Source organism: Stenotrophomonas sp. EMP41 (assembly GCF_047495535.1).
Classification (GTDB): Bacteria; Pseudomonadota; Gammaproteobacteria; order Xanthomonadales; family Xanthomonadaceae; genus Stenotrophomonas; species Stenotrophomonas sepilia.
On record NZ_CP179923.1, the window covers coordinates 3,482,232 to 3,499,799 of the forward strand.

Sequence of the window (17,568 nt, forward strand, 5' to 3'; positions counted from 1 at the left end):
TCGCCGGATGCGGGAGGCACCGGACCAGGACGATCAACGGCTGACCGCGACTTCCGTCATTGCTGACGGCTGGCTGCCAACCTCGTCAGGGAATCGTCTCAACGTGAAGCACACAGTGCAGGACACGCAGGATCCGCTGCAGCCACCGCGATCGGTCAGCTTCCGGGAGGCCGTTGCCTTCTGGCTGAAGCTCGGCTTCATCAGTTTTGGCGGTCCCGCCGGCCAGATTTCGATCATGCACCAGGAGCTGGTCGAGCGTCGGCGCTGGATTTCCGAACGGCGCTTCCTGCATGCACTGAACTACTGCATGTTGTTGCCTGGCCCGGAAGCCCAGCAACTCGCCACTTACATTGGCTGGCTGATGCACCGTACCTGGGGCGGGGTGGTTGCCGGGATGCTGTTCGTACTGCCCTCGCTGCTCATCCTGATCGGGCTGTCATGGCTCTATGTGACGTTCGGTGAAATGCCCGTGGTGGCCGGGTTGTTCTACGGGATCAAGCCGGCCGTCACGGCCATCGTGGTGCATGCCGCCTATCGCATCGGTACGCGCGTGCTGAAGAATGCTTGGCTGCAGGTGATCGCCGCTGCCTCGTTTCTGGCCATTTTCGCATTCGGTCTGCCCTTCCCGCTGATCGTACTGGGTGCTGCGCTGATCGGTTATTGCGGCGGACGATTCGCCCCACGGATGTTCGGCGTCGATGGCGACCAACGTGCCCCGCAGCAGACGTTCGGTCCTGCGCTGATCGACGACGACACCCCTGCGCCGGCGCATGCGCGCTTTCGCTGGCGGCGCCTGATCGTGCTGGCGGCCACAGGCGCGGCGCTATGGGCGTTGCCCATGGGCGTGTTGACCGCGCTGTTTGGTTGGGAAGGCACGTTGACCCAGATGGGCTGGTTCTTCACCAAGGCCGCACTGCTGACCTTTGGCGGCGCCTATGCGGTGCTGCCCTATGTCTACCAGGGCGCGGTGGGCCACTACGGCTGGGTGACGCCCACGCAGATGATTGACGGCCTGGCCTTGGGCGAGACCACGCCGGGGCCGCTGATCATGGTGGTGGCCTTTGTCGGCTTCGTCGGTGGGCATGCCGCGCATGCAGTGGGTACTGGTCAGGCATTCCTGGTTGGCGCGGTGGCTGCCAGCGTGGTCACCTGGTTCACCTTCCTGCCCTCTTTCCTGCTCATTCTCGCGGGTGGCCCGCTGGTGGAATCGACGCACAACGAACTGAAGTTCACCGCACCGTTGACGGCCATCACCGCCGCCGTGGTCGGCGTGATCCTCAACCTGGCCCTGTTTTTTGGCTACCACGTGTTCTGGCCGCAGGGGTTCGTCGGCCCGCTCGATTGGCCATCGGCACTGCTCACGCTGTTCGCCGCCGTGGCCCTGTTCCGTTTCAAACGGGGTGTCATCCAGGTATTGGCCTGCTGCGCGCTGCTGGGTTTGGCTGTGTACCTGATGCGGAACTGGTGAGTGAGCGTGCGCGTGGAGCACCATGGGCCGCACAGGGGCGTAGGCCACTGGCGCACAGCCCGGCGAACGTCTGGTGGAGGCGACGTGACTGTCCCTGAAATCCCGTTCGCCGATCTCCTGGGTTCCGGCACGGCCCGTACTGCGGCAGGGTGGTCGGGACACGTTGGCGAAGATCTGGATGGATACCTCTGAACCCGACATTTCCCTGCAGGACGAGATCAAAGCTCTCCGCCAGCAGTTGGCGGTCCTTCGTTTCGATATTTCAGGCAAGGAGTGGCTCACTGTTGACGAGGCCGCGCACTATTGCGGCTGTCGTCCGGCCAGTTCCGGAAGAACGCTCCTGATCTCGGCCTTGTCCCTGGGAACTTCATGGGCAAGCAGCTCTATGAGACGAGTGAACTGTATAAGGCTGTTCACAATGCCAGCGACTGGGCCATGCGTGGGCGTGTTGGCTCCAACACTCCATCTGCTGCACCGAGGTCTGCGCGGGTGGAAGAGGCTCGTGCCCGCTTGAGCCGCTGTGACCAACGAAGGGGGAGCCGCTTATGGATCAGGCTAACAAGCTGATGACGCTCGCTCAGGCGGCGGAGCTTTGTGCATGCCACCGGGTCGCGCTGGCTCGACGAAAAAGACACTGCAGATAATTCTAAGTGCCTGATTCGATGGTGGGCCCACCAGGATTCGAACCTGGAACCAAGGGATTATGAGTCCCCTGCTCTAACCGTTGAGCTATAGGCCCTGCGCAGCGCCACAGTGTAGTGGAGGCCGCCCACGATCGGCTACCCGTCAGCAGCCAGAGCCTCAGCAACACGCCCCAACCGCTTCTCCGCCACGTCCGCGAACCACATCTGCCGCCGCAGATATGCCTGGAACAGCGCCACCGTCCGCCTGGCCTCTTCCAGCCCCTTCTGGTTGTCGCCGCTGAAGCCGGCAGGCAACCCAGCCTCAGACAGCGTCAGCAGCGCATACGTCGTCCGACGTGCAAACCCCAACGGATCCTCACACTCATCCCGCATCATCTCATCCCAGTTCATCAGCAGCGGGAAATCGATTTGCACGGGCTCAGGCATATCGTGCTCCACGTCATTCATGGCGTGACTCCAGATGCATGACGAATCAGTGCCGCAGGCCGCATGTGATGTACGTGACCTGCTGCGCGCTTGCATCAGCGCCGATGAAGATCGGCCTGCCTACGCGATGTGTTGAGCATCTGCACGGTCAGCGTGCGGCCGCCGCGGGACGTAATCAAATGGCAGGTGCGACATCGTCAGGATCCGATCGGCATGGCCGGGAGCTACCAAAGAAAAACCCCGCACCAGGCGGGGTTTCTCTCAACGCTTCAACAGCCGCTGGCTATCAATCGATATCCAGGAAGCTGCGCAGCTGCTCCGAGCGGCTCGGGTGACGCAGTTTGCGCAGGGCCTTTGCTTCGATCTGGCGGATGCGCTCGCGGGTCACGTCGAACTGCTTGCCGACCTCTTCCAGCGTGTGGTCGGTATTCATGTCGATGCCGAAGCGCATGCGCAGCACCTTGGCTTCCCTCGGGGTGAGGCCGGCCAGTACGTCGCGCACGGTTTCAGACAGGTTGATGTTGGTGGTGTTCTCGATCGGGGACTCCACGTTGGTGTCCTCGATGAAGTCGCCCAGATGGGAATCCTCGTCGTCGCCGATCGGGGTTTCCATCGAGATCGGCTCCTTGGCGATCTTCATCACCTTGCGGATCTTGTCTTCCGGCATGTCCATTTCCTTGGCCAGCTCCTCCGGCGTAGCCTCGCGGCCGTACTGCTGGAGCATCTGGCGGGAAATGCGGTTCAACTTGTTGATCGTCTCGATCATGTGCACCGGGATACGGATGGTGCGCGCCTGGTCGGCGATCGAGCGGGTGATCGCCTGGCGGATCCACCAGGTGGCGTAGGTCGAGAACTTGTAGCCGCGGCGGTACTCGAACTTGTCCACGGCCTTCATCAGGCCGATGTTGCCTTCCTGGATCAGGTCGAGGAACTGCAGGCCACGGTTGGTGTACTTCTTGGCAATCGAGATCACCAGGCGCAGGTTGGCCTCGACCATTTCCTTCTTGGCCTTGCGCGCCTTGGCTTCGCCGTAGGCCATGGCACGGCTGATTTCCTTCAGCTCTTCCAGGTCCAGCTGGGTCAGCTTCTCGATGTCGATCGTCGCCTGCTGTTCGGCGATGATCTGGTCCTTCACTTCGCGCAGGGCCGACGACCACTTCTGCTTGCGCTTCAGTGCGTCTTCCACCCACTCCAGGTTGGTCTGGTTGCCTTCCCAGGAACGGATGAAGTCCTTGCGCGGCATGCGCGCGGTGACAGTGGCCAGGTTCAGCACACGGCGCTCATGCGACTTGATGTCGGCCATGGTGTCGCGCAGCTGCTTGGTCAGCACGTCGGTCAGCGGCAGCGGCAGCTTCAGGGTGACGAACACCGCCGACATCTCTTCGCGCAGGCGCGGCAGGTTCTTCTTGTCGCCCTTGGTCGCGGCCTTCTTGAAAGCGTTGAAGGCATCGCTCAGTGCCTGCATGCGCGCGGCGACTTCCTCCGGATCCGGACCGGTCGGTGCGGCTTCTTCATCGCCACCGTCGACATCGTCGTCCTCGTCCTCGTCGCCTTCGGCGTCCGCATCGGCGCTGTCATCGGCAACGACCGCCGGCGGTGCCGGCTCTTCGTCGACCAGGTCGTTGAAGCCGACGATCACTTCGGCCAGGCGCTTCTTGCCTTCCTTGTGGGCTTCGTAGTCGTTCAGCAGCGACTCGACCGAGACCGGGAACTGGCCGAGGGCGGCCTGGACCTGCGAAAGGCCTTCCTCGATGCGCTTGGCGATGGCGATTTCGCCTTCGCGGGTCAGCAGCTCGACGGTGCCCATTTCGCGCATGTACATGCGCACCGGGTCGGTGGTACGGCCACCTTCGGTGTCGAGCGCGCTCAGCGCGGCGGCAGCTTCTTCAGCCGCAGTGTCATCGACTTCGCGGTTGCCGGTGTTGCCATCGTTGAGAAGCAGGGTTTCCACATCCGGCGCAACTTCATGGACATCGATGCCCATGCCGTTGATCATGCCGATGATGTCTTCGATCTGTTCCGGGTCGACCATGTCGTCCGGCAGATGGTCATTGACTTCGGCGTAGGTCAGGTAGCCCTGTTCCAGGCCCTTGCTGATCAGTTGCTTGATTTCGGATTGGGCAGGACGTTCGTTGGCCATGTAGTGCTCGCGCCACCGGCTAGGGAGAAATAGGGAACGTAGCATTATACCAGCCCGGGGCCCCGCCTGCCGGGCGGTGGTCCCGCAGGCTCAGGGCCTGAGAAGGAAGGTCACGGGACCGTCATTGACCAGGCTGACGACCATATGGGCACCAAATCGGCCCGTTTCCACCCCAGGCGCGTGATTTTCACGACAGATGTCGACAAATCGATTGAACCCGCGTTCAGCCTCGTCCGGCGGTGCGGCGGTCGTGAAGCTGGGGCGCATGCCCGAACGGGTATCGGCGGCCAGGGTGAACTGGCTGACCAGCAGCAGGCCGCCGCCGGTGTCGCGCAGCGACCGGTTCATCTTCCCGGCCTCGTCGGCGAATACCCGGTAGCCCAGCAGGCGCTCGGCCATCCGTCGCAGCTGGGCCTCGGTATCGCCCGGTTCCATGCCGACCAGGGCCAGCAGGCCGGGACCGATCTGCCCCACCACTTCCTCGTCGACATGGACGGCGGCCTGGCTGACGCGCTGGATCAGGACGAGCATCGTGGGCTTCCAATGAACAGGGCCGGCCACGATAGCAGCGCCCTTGGCTAAACTGGCGCCGATGAATCCGCAACGCAAAGCCCGGCTGGTCTACCGCGCCACCACCCTGTTCGCCCGCCTGCCCTGGCCAGTCCTGCGGGGGTTCGCGCATGCCCTGGCGTGGACGTGGGTCCGTCTCAACGCTCGCGAGAGCCGCGTCACCCGGCGCAACCTGGAACTGGCCTACCCGGAACTGGACGGTCCGGCGCGCGACCGCCTGCACCGCGAGCTGCTGCGCTCCACCGCCCTGCAGGCCATCGAGACTCTGCGGCTGTGGAGCCGGAGGCCGGCCGACAACCTGCACCTGCACCTGAAGCAGCGCCACGGCGAAGCCCTGTACGAAGCGGCGCTGGCCAGCGGCAAGGGCGTGATCGTGGCCGCACCCCACTTCGGCAACTGGGAGCTGCTGAACCAGTGGCTGGCCTCGCGCGGGCACATCGCCATCGTCTACAAGCCACCGGAGGACGAGGCCAGCGACGCCTTCCTGCAGCTGGTGCGCGGCGGCCAGAACGTGCAGCAGGTGCGCGCCGAGGGCCCCGCCGTGCGCCAGCTGTTCAAGGTACTCAAGGACGGCGGTGCCACCGGCATCCTGCCCGACCAGCAACCCAAGGCCGGCGACGGCGTGTTCGTGCCGTTCTTCGGCGTGCAGGCACTGACCATGACCCTGGTCAACCGGCTGGCCGAGCGCACCGGCGCCACCGTGCTGTATGGCTGGTGCGAGCGCATCGGGCCGGACATGGAATTCGCCCTGCACATCGAGCCGACCGACCCGGCCGTGGCCGACCCGGACCCGGAGGTGGCGGCCACCGCGCTCAACGCCGGCATCGAGCGCATCGCCCGCCGCGACCCGACGCAGTACCAATGGACCTACAAGCGCTATACGCTGCGGCCACCGGGCAGCGGCGAGGAAGACCCTTACGCGACCGAAGAGCATCCGCACTGACGGTCGCACCACGCGGGCCCGTCCGGCCCCTGCGACCGGCGGCCGCACCACGTTGAATACGACGCCGTCGCCCCCATAGAGACTGCGATGTCCGCCTCCCCCGGTCCTGCCATGCCTGCTGCCTCTTCCCTGTTCGGCGACCCCGCCGCGATCCGCTGCGAACGCGCGGTGGCCGAACTGCGTGCCGGTCGCCCGGTACTGCTCCACGATGGCCAGGGCCAGCGCCTGGCGGTAATTGCACTGGACAGCGCCACTGCCAGCAGCTTCGCCACGTTCGCCGGTGCCGCGCGCGAGCGCCACTACCTGTTCCTGACTGCCACCCGCGCCCGCGTGCTCGGCGTGGAAGCGCCGGAAGGGGCGCGCCTGCCGCTGGCCGGCATTGCCTTCGATACCCTGCCCTCGCTGGGTTACCTGCGCGAGCCCGGCCCGATGCCCGACGGCTGGGCAGCCGGCGACGCCTTCGATGCCGGCGCGGTCGAGCTGGCCCGCCTGGGCCTGCTGCTGCCGGCGATGGTCGCGGTGCGCCTGGACGTGGATGACCACACTTTCGACGGTGCCGCCGAGGTGGCCCTGTGCGACCTGGCCGAAGGCGCAGCACATGCGGCCCACGACTACGAACTGGTGGCGCGTTCGCCGGTACCGCTGCGCGACGTCGGCATGACCACCTTCGCGGTGTTCCGCGGCGGCGTGGCCCAGCGTGACCAGGTCGCGATCATCGTCGGCGAACCGGACCTGTCGGCGGTGGTACCGGTACGCGTGCACTCCTCGTGCCTGACCGGCGACCTGTTCGGCTCGCTCAAGTGCGACTGCGGCGACCAGCTGCGGCGCGGCCTGCGCAAGCTGAAGGAACTGGGCGGTGGCGTGCTGCTGTACCTGGACCAGGAAGGCCGCGGCACCGGCATCGCCGCCAAGATGCGCGCCTACGGCTACCAGCACGACGGCCTGGACACCATCGACGCCGATGCACAGCTGGGCTTCGGTGCCGACGAACGCCGCTACGGCAGTGCGGTGGCGATGCTGCATGGCCTGGGCATTTCGCGCGTGGCCCTGCTCAGCAACAACCCGACCAAGGCACAGCGCCTGCGCAATGCCGGCATCGAGGTGCTGGACTGCATTCCGGTCACCGGCGAGATCACCGCCGAAAACGAACACTACCTGCGCACCAAGGCCGATCGTGCTGGCCACCTGCTGGATGTCGATGCGCTGATCCAGGCTGCCCAGTAACACAGCCGACCTGCTACCGTCTGCGCGGTGCGGCCACCGCCGCCGCTCGCCCTGCCACCTGACGGAGCCCGCGTGACCGACGTCGCCCCCATCGCCCCGACCACCGAAGCCTGGCAATCGCTACCGCAACGTGCCGCCCGCCTGGCCGCACTGGAAGGCGCCTTCGGCGGACTGTTCGTGCCGGGTCTGCCACTGGCCGCAGCTGCCTGGTTCTTCGATCTGCCCGGCGGCCTGTGGACTGCCGCCCTGGGGCTGCTGATCGGCATCCTCTTCGGCGCCTGGCTCGGCCGCCGGCGACTGACCCGCACCCGCTGGCGCCTGGATGACCAGGGCCTGGGCCTGCGCCGCGACCTGATGTGGCAGCTGGAAACCCGCATTCCCATATCGCGCGTACAGCACCTGGACCTGCGCCGGGGCCCGTTGGAGCGCCGCGCCGGCCTGGCCACGCTGATCGTGCACACTGCCGGTACCCGCATGAGCGCGGTCACCGTCAACGGCCTGGATGAGGCCGACGCCGAGCGCCTGCGCGACACCCTCTCGCACCAGCTCGACCAGGACGCCGACGCCCTGTGAGCCTGCCGCCGCCCCTGCCCGCATCGCTGCCTGCCGGTGGCGAGGATCATCGCCTGCACCCGTGGTCGTGGCTGTTCGTGCTGCTGATGCAGCTGCGCCACTACTTCCTGCCGCTGGTCGCGCTGCTGGTGTTCGGCCAGCGTGGCGAGCGCGACCCGATGTGGGCGCAGTTGATTCCACTGTCGGCGATCGCGGCACTGGTGCTGGTCTCGGTGCTGCAGTACCTCAGCTACCGCTACCGCATCGGCAGCGATGCCATCACCGTGCGCAGCGGGCTGCTGGCGCGCAACCGCCGCGAGATCCCGTTCGCCCGCATCCACAACGTGGAAGTGCGGCAGAACCCGTTGCACCGGCTGTTCGGTGTGGCCGAGCTGCGCCTGGAATCGGCCGGCGGCGTGCGGCCGGAAGCCGAGATGCGGGTACTGAAGCTGGACCAGGCGCTGGCGCTGGAACGGCTGGTGCGCCAGCGTGGGCAGGCACCGCAGACCGCCGACGTCGTCGCCACTCCCTCGATCACCGGGGCCGACACCGAACAGGTGCTGCTGCGCCTGTCGAGCTGGGACGTAGTGCGCATGGGCCTGCTCTCCAACCGCGGATGGGCACTGGCGATCGCCGCCTTCGGCGTGCTGTTCCAGACCGTGCCGCGCCCGGTGATGGACGCGGCCATCCAGCGTGGTGGCAGGGAGGCCTTCGGCTACGCAAGCCACCTGCATCCCGGCATGGCCGGCGCCTTCCTGCTGCTGGCCGCAGCCCTGCTGCTGGGCTGGCTGGCGCTGCGTGCGTTGTCGGTGGTGCTGACCCTGCTGCGCTATCACGGCTTCACTCTCAGCGAGCAGGATCGCCGGCTGACCGTCTCGGCTGGCCTGGTCAGCCGAACCCGCAGCAGTGTCGCGCGTCGCCGCATCCAGGCCTGGACGCTGTACGAGACCACCCTGCATCGCTGGTTCGGCCTGCGCCAGCTGCGCGTCGACAGCGCCGCCGGCGGCCCTTCGCGGGACCAGGACCGCGCTCTGCGCGAGCTGGCACCGCTGGCCCCGGCAATGCGCTGCGAGCAGTTGGTGCAGCACCTGTTGCCTCAACTGCAGTGGCCACCGGCGCAATGGCAGTCCATTCCGCAGCGTGGCTGGTGGCGGCTGTGCCTGGGTGCGCTGCTGCTGGTCCCCGTGCTGGCCGCAGCCGCGTACTGGCGCTGGGGATCATGGGGCCTGATCGTGCTGGCCTGGCTGCCGCTGGCGCTGCTGGTGGCACATCGGCAGATGGCGCGCATGGGCTGGTATCTGGATGACCACTACGTCGCCGTGCGCGGCGGCTGGTGGAAGCGCTGGTGGCGCTGGGCCGAGCTGGACAAGGTGCAGGGCCTGCGCCTGCTGCGCTCGCCACTGGACAAGCTGTTGGGCACCAGCAGCCTGCAGCTGGATACCGCCGGCGCGCATGGTGATGTGGCGTTGATCCTGCACTACCTGCCGCAGGCGCAGGCGCAACAGGTGATGGATCAACTGGCGGCCGCGCTGGCGCGGCGCAAGCTGCGCTGGTAGGGAGTGCCGGCCGCTGGCCGGCAACCGCACACATCCCCGAGGTTGCCGGCCAGCGGCCGGCACTACCGCGGCGAGCGGGATCGCGCATCCACGCATAGCGTGTATCCGCATCAACCCATCAGCGCTGCGACGGCCCCCAATACCCCAGGTCCTTGCGGATCTGCAGGTCGCGCACCCAGCTGCCGAACGGCTTGCGCCGCAGCACGCCCATTTCACCGGACAGGAAATCCTCGGTAGCCGCAATCACGCGCTCGCTGGACAGGCCATCGCGGTACGGATGGATGGCATCGGCGTAGCGCACGATCTCCGCCTGCAGCGCGGCGTCGGGATGCAGCGCGCGCTGCAGCATCGCCGGCAGCTGCACCGGGTCGTCGAAGTCGATCATGTGCGGCTTGGGCACCCGGTTGCGGAAGGTCACCACCGGCTTGTGCTGGACGATGAACTCCGAAACGATCGACGAGGTATCCGACACCAGCACATCGGCGGCGCGCTGTGCGGCCATCACCTGCTCCGGCTCGATGAAGCGCGCATTGGCGCCGGCCAGCGCGCGGTAGCGTTCGAACAATTCCGGTGGGCACTTCGGGTGCAGGGTCAGCAGCCAGTAGCGGTTGCCTTCGGCGATGTCGGCGGCGATCTGCGCATGCAGGTGCGGGGCTGCGCTCAGGCGTTCGGTGAAGGTCGAGCCGAACAGGATCACCGGGCGTCCTCCAGCGGCGGCGCGCAGCGCGGCGCTCTCGCCACCGTCGTCGCGGAACAGCGGATCCAGCTTTGGCCAGCCGGTCTCGGCCACCGCGAAGTGGCCCTGCAGGGCCGCGATCTCACGGAACGGCGCGGTGGTGGCCGGCCCCTGCGTGCAGTAAAGGTCGAACATGCCGCGCACCCGGAAGTGGCCGCGCGCGCTGTCCCGCTTCTCCACGTTGAAGCCATGGAACAGCTGCACCTTGGCTCCCGAAAGGAAGGTCGGCACCCAGTTGGCGGCGCTGAACACCGCCCGCGGCCGCAGTGCCAGCGCCTGCTTGAGGCCGATGTTGGGCACTCCTGGCAGCTGGCTGCCGGCCGCGCCGCCCTCGAACCAGGCTGCCACCTCCTGCCCGGAGGCGTGCAAGGCCTGCGCCAACGGGGCGAGAATAGGCAGCGCATAGCGCTCCGTCGCAAACAACAGGTACCCGGCCATCATGTCCTCCACGACCGCTCCCATCGAACGGCCTCGCATCTCGGCCTGCATTATCGCGTTCAACGAGGCCGGCCGCATCGGCGACTGCCTGGCCTCGCTGGCCTTCTGCGATGAGATCGTCGTCGTGGACTCCTACTCCACCGATGCCACCGTGGCCATCGCCGAGGCCGCAGGCGCCCGCGTGCTGCAGCGCCCGTTCGACGGCTTCCGCAGCCAGAAGGCGTACTGCGTCGAGCAGGCCGGCCACGACTGGGTACTGTGCCTGGACGCCGATGAGCGGATCAGCCCGGAACTGCGTGCGGCCATCGAACAGGCCCGCGACGGTGGCTTCGCTGGCCATGCCGGCTATCGCTTCGCACGCCTGTCGGAGTACTTCGGCAAGTTCCTGCGCCATGGCAATGCCTACCCGGACCGGGTGATGCGCCTGTTCGACCGCCGCCGTGGCGGCTGGCGCGGCAAGCGCGAGATCCACGAGGCCGCCAGCGTCGATGGCAGTGTCGGTACCCTGCGCGGCGACCTGGTCCACTATCCCTACCGCTCCTTGCAGCAACAGCTGGCCAAGACCGAGAAGTACGCGCGGATGATGGCCGAGCACGAGTTCGCGCGCGGCAAACGTGCCACGCTGGGCAAGCTGGTGCTGGCACCGGCCTGGCGGTTCTGGCGCGGCTTCGTGTTCCGTGGCGGCTTCCGCGACGGCTGGCATGGCCTGGTCTACGCCTATGTGCGCGCCAACTACGTGCGCCAGAAGACCATCATGCTGTGGATGCTGGGCAACGGCCAGGCCGTGGCTGATCCGCCCAGCCCCTGATCGCCGGGCCCTGCCCGGCGCGCCGATGCGTCACGCCCCGGTGACTGCCCGGTGGCGCGCGCCTTCGACGATCGACAGGCCGGTCAGCAGGCCGACCAGGGTCACGTAGAAACTGGCCGTCATCTGGTGCGCGAACATCGACTGGGTCAGGCCGCACAGCGCATAGGTGATCACCAGCATGATGCCGGCTGCGGCCGGCCCCCGGAAGGTCGACCGTCCGCTGCGGCGATGAAGCCGCACGAACAACCCTAGCGGGATGCCATACACCGCCAGCAACAGCAGCAGGCCCGGTACGCCCTGGGTCGCTGCCCATTCGGCAACATCGTTGTGTGCATGCCCCAGGTGGCAACGCAACTCTTCCGGATTCTCACGGCAGACCGGCACGCGCAGCATCGCGCTGTCGAAATGACCGATGCCAACCCCCACCAGCGGGTGATCGAGGAAGGTCTCCCAGGCCACCTGCAGGCGTTCCACGCGGGCACCGGCGGAAGAATCACTGTCGCCCAGCTCCATCCGCTGCACGTCACTGTGCAGCTCGCTCAGGCGCACCTGGTGACGCAGCTCCGGCACCGACAGCAACAGGGTCGCACCGATCGCCAGCATGCCGGCCAGCACCGACAGGCGCGCCGCACCGGTGCGCCAGCGCAGGCTCAGCGCCAGCACCACCAGCAGCGCCAGCAGGGCGGCGAACACGCCGCGGCTGCCGGTCAGCACGATGGTGCCGCAGCCGGCGGCCATGCCGAGGATCACCAGCGACCAGCGCCGCGACGGGCGACAGAACACCAGCAGCACCATCAACACCATCACGATGTCGGCCAGCACGATGGCGTTGGTGAACAACTCTGCGCGCGGGGCGCCACCCAGCACCTGCCACAGCGACATCGCGAAGGTGGCGAGCAGGCCGGTCAATGATCCGTACCAGAGCCACCGCAGGTTGGGACGCAGCGCGCAGACCCAGAGCGCGATCCACGGGATCACCACGAATCGCGAGCGGTTGTCGACGTCTCGCAGGCCCTGCTCGAACAACACCACCGACAGTACGCCGAGCGCCAGCACCGCCAGCATCAGCCAGGCCAGCACTTTCACCGGCTGACCGGCCATGCCGCGCGCGCGCCACAGCAGCTCCGGCGCCAGCAGCGTGCTGAGCAGCAGCAGCAGGCCATACGGCAACAGGTTGATCGGCACGGTCAGCACCAGTGCCGGCAGGCAGAACAGGCCCAGCTGGGCGAGCGCATGCGCGACCCCATGGCGCCCACCGGCGGGAACGCCCAGCGGGTTTCCGGCCATGGGGTTCAGGTTGTCCGGTGAAGCTGGCACGTCGGGAAGTATCGCTGCAATCTGAGGGAAGAACGGGACGGGCCAACGCAGGCCGTCCCAGCCTGCTGTTTTACTGCCTTTGGGCCCGCTTGGGCAGACTGGACAAGCCGGAATCGTGGTGGCTAGTCATGTTCCTGCAAACGCCGTTCACGTTCGCGCTCCTCTGCAGTGACCACGCAGGGCACCTTCACCGCTGCTGCCGGCACCAGCCACCAGCGCCGCCGGTTGGCCACGCCGGCCAGTTCAGAACGGTTGCGGTCGACGCACGACAGCATCGCGTATTCGTGCACCAGCAACCAGCGGCGTCCGGGCGCCAGCCGCTGCCAGCGCGTGGCCGCAATCAGCTGCTCGTCCCAGTCCGTCTCGAAACCGAAGGTCGCTGCAGGACGGTCGGCCAGCAGCAGATGCTGCTCCTTCCAGGCCACCATCCCCAACTCGGCATCCGGGCCCAGACGGCTACCAACCGTGCGCATCAGGCCGCGGGCGGAACTGGAATCGTTCAGCAGCGGATAGCCGACCAGGCTGTACAGCACCCAGACCATCGCCAGGGTCGACACCAGCGCCAGATGCCGGCGACGGCCGCAGGCCAGCAGGCTCAATCCACCCCACACACCCATCGCCAGGATCGTCCAGGCCAGTGCGTCGACCGCGCCGGGCCCCAGCCCGCGGCTGTGGGTCAGGCGCAGCTCGAAGGCCGGCTCGCCCAGCACCGCCATCGCACCGGCCAGGGCCAGGCCCAGTGACAGCAGGCCGGTGAACGCCCCCACCACGGCCTGCACATCGCGCCGCCTCAGCAATCCAGGCAACAGCGGCGCCAGCACCAGGCAGAACATCGGCAGCGCCGGCAGGATGTACACATCGCGCTTGCCGGCGGGAATCGAGAAGAACAGCACCACCATCAGCCACCAGGCCAGCGGCAGCAGGTAGCGCGGGTCGCGGCGGCGCAGCCGGCGGCGCCACGCCGGAATCGCCCAGGGCAGGGCCAGGAAGGCCGGGATCCACATCAGCGGCATCGTCGCCAGGAAGTACCAGGCGGGCTGATGGTGGTCCCAGGAATGGGCGTAGCGCCGCGCCGTCTGCTGGAACAGGATGTCGTCCATGTAGGCCCGGTACTCGTCCGAGCCGGTGGCAAAGCCGGCCAGCAGCATCGGCGCCAGCCACAACGACACCGCCAGCAGGAAGGCCAGCGGCGCCAGCCAGAAACGCGCGTCGCGCGCATGCAGTCCCACCCGTGGCCACTGCAGCGCCGCGGCGATCGCCGCAGGCACGAGCATCAGCAGCGCCAGCATCCCCACGCCCTTGGTGATCACGCCGATGCCAGCAAAGAACCAGCCCAGCCACCACCAGCGCCAGCTTGGTCCCAGCAAAAGGTGGCGCAGCAGGCCGTAGTTGGCCAGGGTGATGAACAGCAGCAGCAGTGGGTCGATCTGCGCCTTCTTCGCCTGGAAGGTGAACTGCAGCGCGAACAGCAGCGCCCAGCCGGCGTACAGCCCCACCCGCCGCGTCCACAGGCGCCGCCCCAGGTCGACCACGCACCACAGCGTGCCCAGCGCCGCCAGCAGCGACGGCAGCAGGAAGGCTACGCGCCACTGCCCGACCAGGCTGTACAGCGTGGCCTGCCACCACATCAGCATCGGCGGCTTGTCCGAGTACAGCTCGGTGCCGCGATGCGGGAACAGCCACTGCCCGCTGTCGAACATCTGCTTGGCCACCAGTGCGAAGCGCGGTTCGTCCGACGGCCACGGATCACGAAGGCCCAGCCCGGCCCCCAGCACCAGCAGGGCCATCACCACGAACAACCACGTCTCGCGCGACGCGCGGGATTTCAGCATGGGACTCGGAACGTCAGCGGGGTCAGGCTGTTTTTAGCAGACGCGCGTAAAAGAAACCGTCGGCATCGTTGTCACCCGGCAGGCGCTGGCGCGCAATCCCCTCGCAATCGAGGCCGAATGTGTCATCCAGAGGCTGTGCCGCTGCGTCCGGATGCCACTTCAGGAAGGCTCGCACCTGATCGACGTTCTCGGCGCGCAGGATCGAACAGGTGGCGTACAGCAGCACGCCTCCCGGGCGCAGCATTGACCAGCACGCCTCCAGCAGGCGGGCCTGCACGCCGACCAGCGCATCGATGTCCTCGGCGCGGCGGTGGAACATCACGTCCGGCTGGCGGCGGATCACGCCGGTGGCCGAGCACGGGGCATCCAGCAGGATGGCGTCGAACGGCGTGCCGTCCCACCAGGCCCCGGGATCGCTGGCATCGGCCACCCGGGTCTGCGCGCCCTCGCCCACACCGGTGCGGGTGTAGGTATCGCGGGCGCGCGCGAGGCGACGCGCATCGATATCGAGCGCCAGCAGGCGCAGACTGGGGTCACGTTCCAGCAGGTGCGCCGACTTGCCACCGGGCGCCGCACAGGCGTCCAGCACGCGGGCGCCGGTCGCGGGCGCCAGCGCGTCGGCTGCGCATTGCGCCGACAGGTCCTGTACCGACAGTGCACCGTCGGCAAAACCCGGCAGCTGGTTCACGGCAACCGGGGCCGCCAGGCGCAATGCATCGGCGCAGAGCGCGCTGGGTTCGGCGGCAATGCCCGCCTCGGCCAGTGCCGCCAGTGCCTTGTCACGGCCACCGTGCTGGCGATTGGCACGCAGCCACAATGGGGCCGGTTGCAGGCTGGCGCTGAAGATGGCGTCGGCCTGTGCCGGCCAATCGCGTTCCACCGCATCGGCCAGCCATACCGGGAAGGCATCGCGCGCCGGCTGCTCCGGGAAACCCTCGCGCTGCGCGCGGCGCAGGATCGCATTGACCAGGCCGGCCTGGCGCTCACGGCCCAACGCACGCGCGGCATCGACCGTGGCCGACAGCGCCGCATGCGCCGGCAGTTCCAACACGTCCAGCTGGGCAAAGCCCACCATCAACAGGGTGCGCAGGTCGGCGTCGCGCGCCGACAGCGGCTTCTGCATCCACGACTGCAAGGCAGCGTCATAGGTACTGCGGCGACGCAGGACCGCAAAGCACAGCGCTTCCAGCAAGGCACGATCGCGGCTGTCGGCCAGCTTCGGCAGCGCCCAGGCCAGTTCGGCCTTCAATGAACGGCCACGGGTGAACACCTGTGCCAGCACGCGTGCGGCCAGCATGCGCGTGGCCGCGCCCGGCGCCGCCTTGGCCACGGAGAAATCGTTCTGCTTCGACACCGCTTATGCTCCCACGCGCAGATCACGGCGGGCGTTGAGGTAGTCGGCGGCGGTGATCGCCTTGCCGCCTTCGCGCTGCAGCGTACGCAAGCGCAGTGCGCCCTGGCCACAGGCGATGTCGATGCCATCGCGGCTGGCCGCCAGCACCGTGCCCGGCGCCTGGCCGTGGGCCTCGTCCAGCGCCACCGCGCCATGGATGCGCACGCGTTCGCCAGCCAGCGTCGCTTCGGCGATCGGCCACGGATTGAAGGCACGCACGGTACGCGCCAGCACATCGGCGCCCTGCGCCCAGTCCAGACGGGCTTCGGCCTTGTCCAGCTTGTGCGCATAGGTCACGCCCTGCTCCGGCTGCGGCCGCGCGATCGGCTTGATGCCGGCCCGCAGCAGGCCCAGGCCATCGGACAGGACCTGTGCACCCAGCTCGGCCAGCTTGTCATGCAGCTGGCCACCGGTATCGGTGGCAGCGATCGGCAATTCCTGGTGCAGCAGCACCGGGCCGGTATCCAGGCCCGCTTCCATCTGCATCAGGCACACACCGGTCTTCGTGTCACCGGCCTGGATCGCACGCTGGATCGGCGCGGCACCGCGCCAGCGCGGCAGCAGCGAGGCGTGCACGTTCCAGCAGCCATGGGTCGGGATCGCCAGCACCGCCTTGGGCAGAATCAGGCCATAGGCCACCACCACCATCAGGTCCGGCTGCAGCTCGCGCAGCTGCTGCTGTGCAGCCTCGTCCTTCAGTGATTCGGGCTGGTAGACCGGAATGCCACGGGCCACGGCCTCGAGCTTGACCGGCGACGGTGCCAGGCCACGGCCACGGCCGGCCGGCCGGTCAGGCTGGGTATAGACGGCCACGACCTCGTGGTGGCGCGCCGCGGCGCGCAGCGACGACACCGCGAATTCCGGCGTACCGGCAAAGACAATCCTCATGGCTACCCCACTTGCAGGATGGATTCGTGCAGGAAAGAAAACGGCGCCGTCGGCCGGCGCCGTGCAGCCCGCGCGCGTCGCGCAGGCACGGGCCACCCGAAGGGCGGCCCGGATGGGCGATCACGCCACGTGCTTGCGCTGCTTGGCCAGCTTCTTGCGGACCATCTCGCGCTTGAGCGGCGACAGGTAGTCGATGAACAGCTTGCCGTCCAGATGGTCCATCTCGTGCTGGATGCAGGTGGCCAGCACTTCACCGGCCTCCAGCTGCTGTTCCTGGCCGTTGCGGTCCAGGTACTTCACGGTGATGGTGTCGGCGCGGGTGACGTCGGCGAAGATGCCCGGGACCGACAGGCAACCCTCCTGGTACACCCGGCCCCCGTCCCTGGCGACGATTTCCGGGTTGATGAACACATGCGGTTCATTCTTCTCTTCGCTGACATCGATGACCATGAAGCGCTTGTGCACGTCCACCTGGGTGGCCGCCAGGCCGATGCCCGGGGCGTCGTACATGGTCTGGAACATGTTGTCGATCAGTTCCTGGAAGGCCGGCGTGGTGACTTCGGCGGCGTCGATCAACGCAGCCTTGGTACGCAGGCGCGGATCGGGGAACTCGAGAATGGGGAGAAGGGCCAT

The 17,568-nt window shown here is 67.5% G+C and carries 15 protein-coding genes and 1 tRNA gene; 6 read left to right on the forward strand and 10 right to left on the reverse strand.

Annotation, left to right across the window (positions count from 1 at the left end; all coding sequences use genetic code 11):
• Positions 1–7: 7 nt before the first annotated feature.
• Entirely contained in the window at positions 8–1,468 is a 1,461-nt protein-coding gene (gene chrA / locus ACMGRF_RS15980) for a chromate efflux transporter (RefSeq protein WP_312546991.1), read from the forward strand.
• A gap of 663 nt (positions 1,469–2,131) precedes the next feature.
• Here the strand turns inward: chrA and ACMGRF_RS15985 are convergent.
• The 4 genes from ACMGRF_RS15985 to dtd form a co-directional block, all read right to left on the reverse strand.
• Positions 2,132–2,207 (reverse strand) — tRNA-Ile (locus ACMGRF_RS15985).
• A gap of 40 nt (positions 2,208–2,247) precedes the next feature.
• The gene (locus ACMGRF_RS15990) at positions 2,248–2,559 is read right to left on the reverse strand and encodes a hypothetical protein (protein ID WP_414485383.1); all 312 of its coding nucleotides are present in this window, start codon (positions 2,557–2,559) and stop codon (positions 2,248–2,250) included.
• 265 nt (positions 2,560–2,824) lie between these two features.
• Positions 2,825–4,678: an RNA polymerase sigma factor RpoD gene (gene rpoD, locus ACMGRF_RS15995; protein WP_005419586.1), complete on the reverse strand. Its 1,854-nt coding sequence runs from the start codon at positions 4,676–4,678 to the stop codon at positions 2,825–2,827.
• A 90-nt stretch (positions 4,679–4,768) separates the two neighbouring features.
• The gene (gene dtd, locus ACMGRF_RS16000; RefSeq protein ID WP_049411932.1) at positions 4,769–5,209 is read right to left on the reverse strand and encodes a D-aminoacyl-tRNA deacylase; all 441 of its coding nucleotides are present in this window, start codon (positions 5,207–5,209) and stop codon (positions 4,769–4,771) included.
• Positions 5,210–5,270: 61 nt separating this feature from the next.
• Between dtd and ACMGRF_RS16005 the strand changes: the two genes are divergently transcribed.
• The 4 genes from ACMGRF_RS16005 (at position 5,271) to ACMGRF_RS16020 (ending at position 9,523) form a co-directional block, all read left to right on the forward strand.
• Positions 5,271–6,191, forward strand: a complete 921-nt coding sequence (locus ACMGRF_RS16005) for a lauroyl acyltransferase (protein ID WP_180880971.1) — start codon at positions 5,271–5,273, stop codon at positions 6,189–6,191.
• Between the two features lie 87 nt (positions 6,192–6,278).
• A complete protein-coding gene (ribA, locus tag ACMGRF_RS16010) occupies positions 6,279–7,415 on the forward strand; it encodes a GTP cyclohydrolase II RibA (protein WP_049411925.1) in 1,137 nt (378 codons plus the stop codon).
• A gap of 72 nt (positions 7,416–7,487) precedes the next feature.
• Positions 7,488–7,988 (forward strand): PH domain-containing protein, encoded by a 501-nt coding sequence (locus ACMGRF_RS16015; protein WP_005419594.1) that lies wholly within the window; start codon positions 7,488–7,490, stop codon positions 7,986–7,988.
• A complete protein-coding gene (locus tag ACMGRF_RS16020; protein ID WP_099494894.1) occupies positions 7,985–9,523 on the forward strand; it encodes a PH domain-containing protein in 1,539 nt (512 codons plus the stop codon). The genes ACMGRF_RS16015 and ACMGRF_RS16020 overlap by 4 nt, the downstream gene beginning before the upstream one ends.
• 118 nt (positions 9,524–9,641) lie before the next feature.
• On the opposite strand, the gene ACMGRF_RS16025 is transcribed toward ACMGRF_RS16020, so the two are convergent.
• On the reverse strand, positions 9,642–10,700 hold the full coding sequence (locus ACMGRF_RS16025; RefSeq protein WP_049438515.1) for a CDP-glycerol glycerophosphotransferase family protein: 1,059 nt from the start codon (positions 10,698–10,700) through the stop codon (positions 9,642–9,644).
• Between ACMGRF_RS16025 and ACMGRF_RS16030 the strand changes: the two genes are divergently transcribed.
• A complete protein-coding gene (locus ACMGRF_RS16030) occupies positions 10,699–11,505 on the forward strand; it encodes a glycosyltransferase family 2 protein (protein ID WP_049411918.1) in 807 nt (268 codons plus the stop codon). The two genes, ACMGRF_RS16025 and ACMGRF_RS16030, sit on opposite strands and share 2 nt — an antisense overlap.
• Positions 11,506–11,535: 30 nt before the next feature.
• Here ACMGRF_RS16030 and ACMGRF_RS16035 read toward each other — a convergent pair whose 3' ends face one another.
• The 5 genes from ACMGRF_RS16035 to def form a co-directional block, all read right to left on the reverse strand.
• Positions 11,536–12,792, reverse strand: coding sequence for an O-antigen ligase family protein (locus ACMGRF_RS16035; RefSeq protein ID WP_049411916.1), 1,257 nt, complete (start codon positions 12,790–12,792; stop codon positions 11,536–11,538).
• A gap of 152 nt (positions 12,793–12,944) precedes the next feature.
• On the reverse strand, positions 12,945–14,654 hold the full coding sequence (locus ACMGRF_RS16040; protein WP_414485384.1) for an ArnT family glycosyltransferase: 1,710 nt from the start codon (positions 14,652–14,654) through the stop codon (positions 12,945–12,947).
• 22 nt (positions 14,655–14,676) lie between these two features.
• Positions 14,677–16,008, reverse strand: a complete 1,332-nt coding sequence (rsmB, locus tag ACMGRF_RS16045) for a 16S rRNA (cytosine(967)-C(5))-methyltransferase RsmB (protein WP_049411910.1) — start codon at positions 16,006–16,008, stop codon at positions 14,677–14,679.
• 3 nt (positions 16,009–16,011) lie between these two features.
• Entirely contained in the window at positions 16,012–16,935 is a 924-nt protein-coding gene (gene fmt, locus ACMGRF_RS16050) for a methionyl-tRNA formyltransferase (RefSeq protein ID WP_099494892.1), read from the reverse strand.
• 120 nt (positions 16,936–17,055) lie between these two features.
• Positions 17,056–17,568, reverse strand: a complete 513-nt coding sequence (def, locus tag ACMGRF_RS16055) for a peptide deformylase (protein WP_005419619.1) — start codon at positions 17,566–17,568, stop codon at positions 17,056–17,058.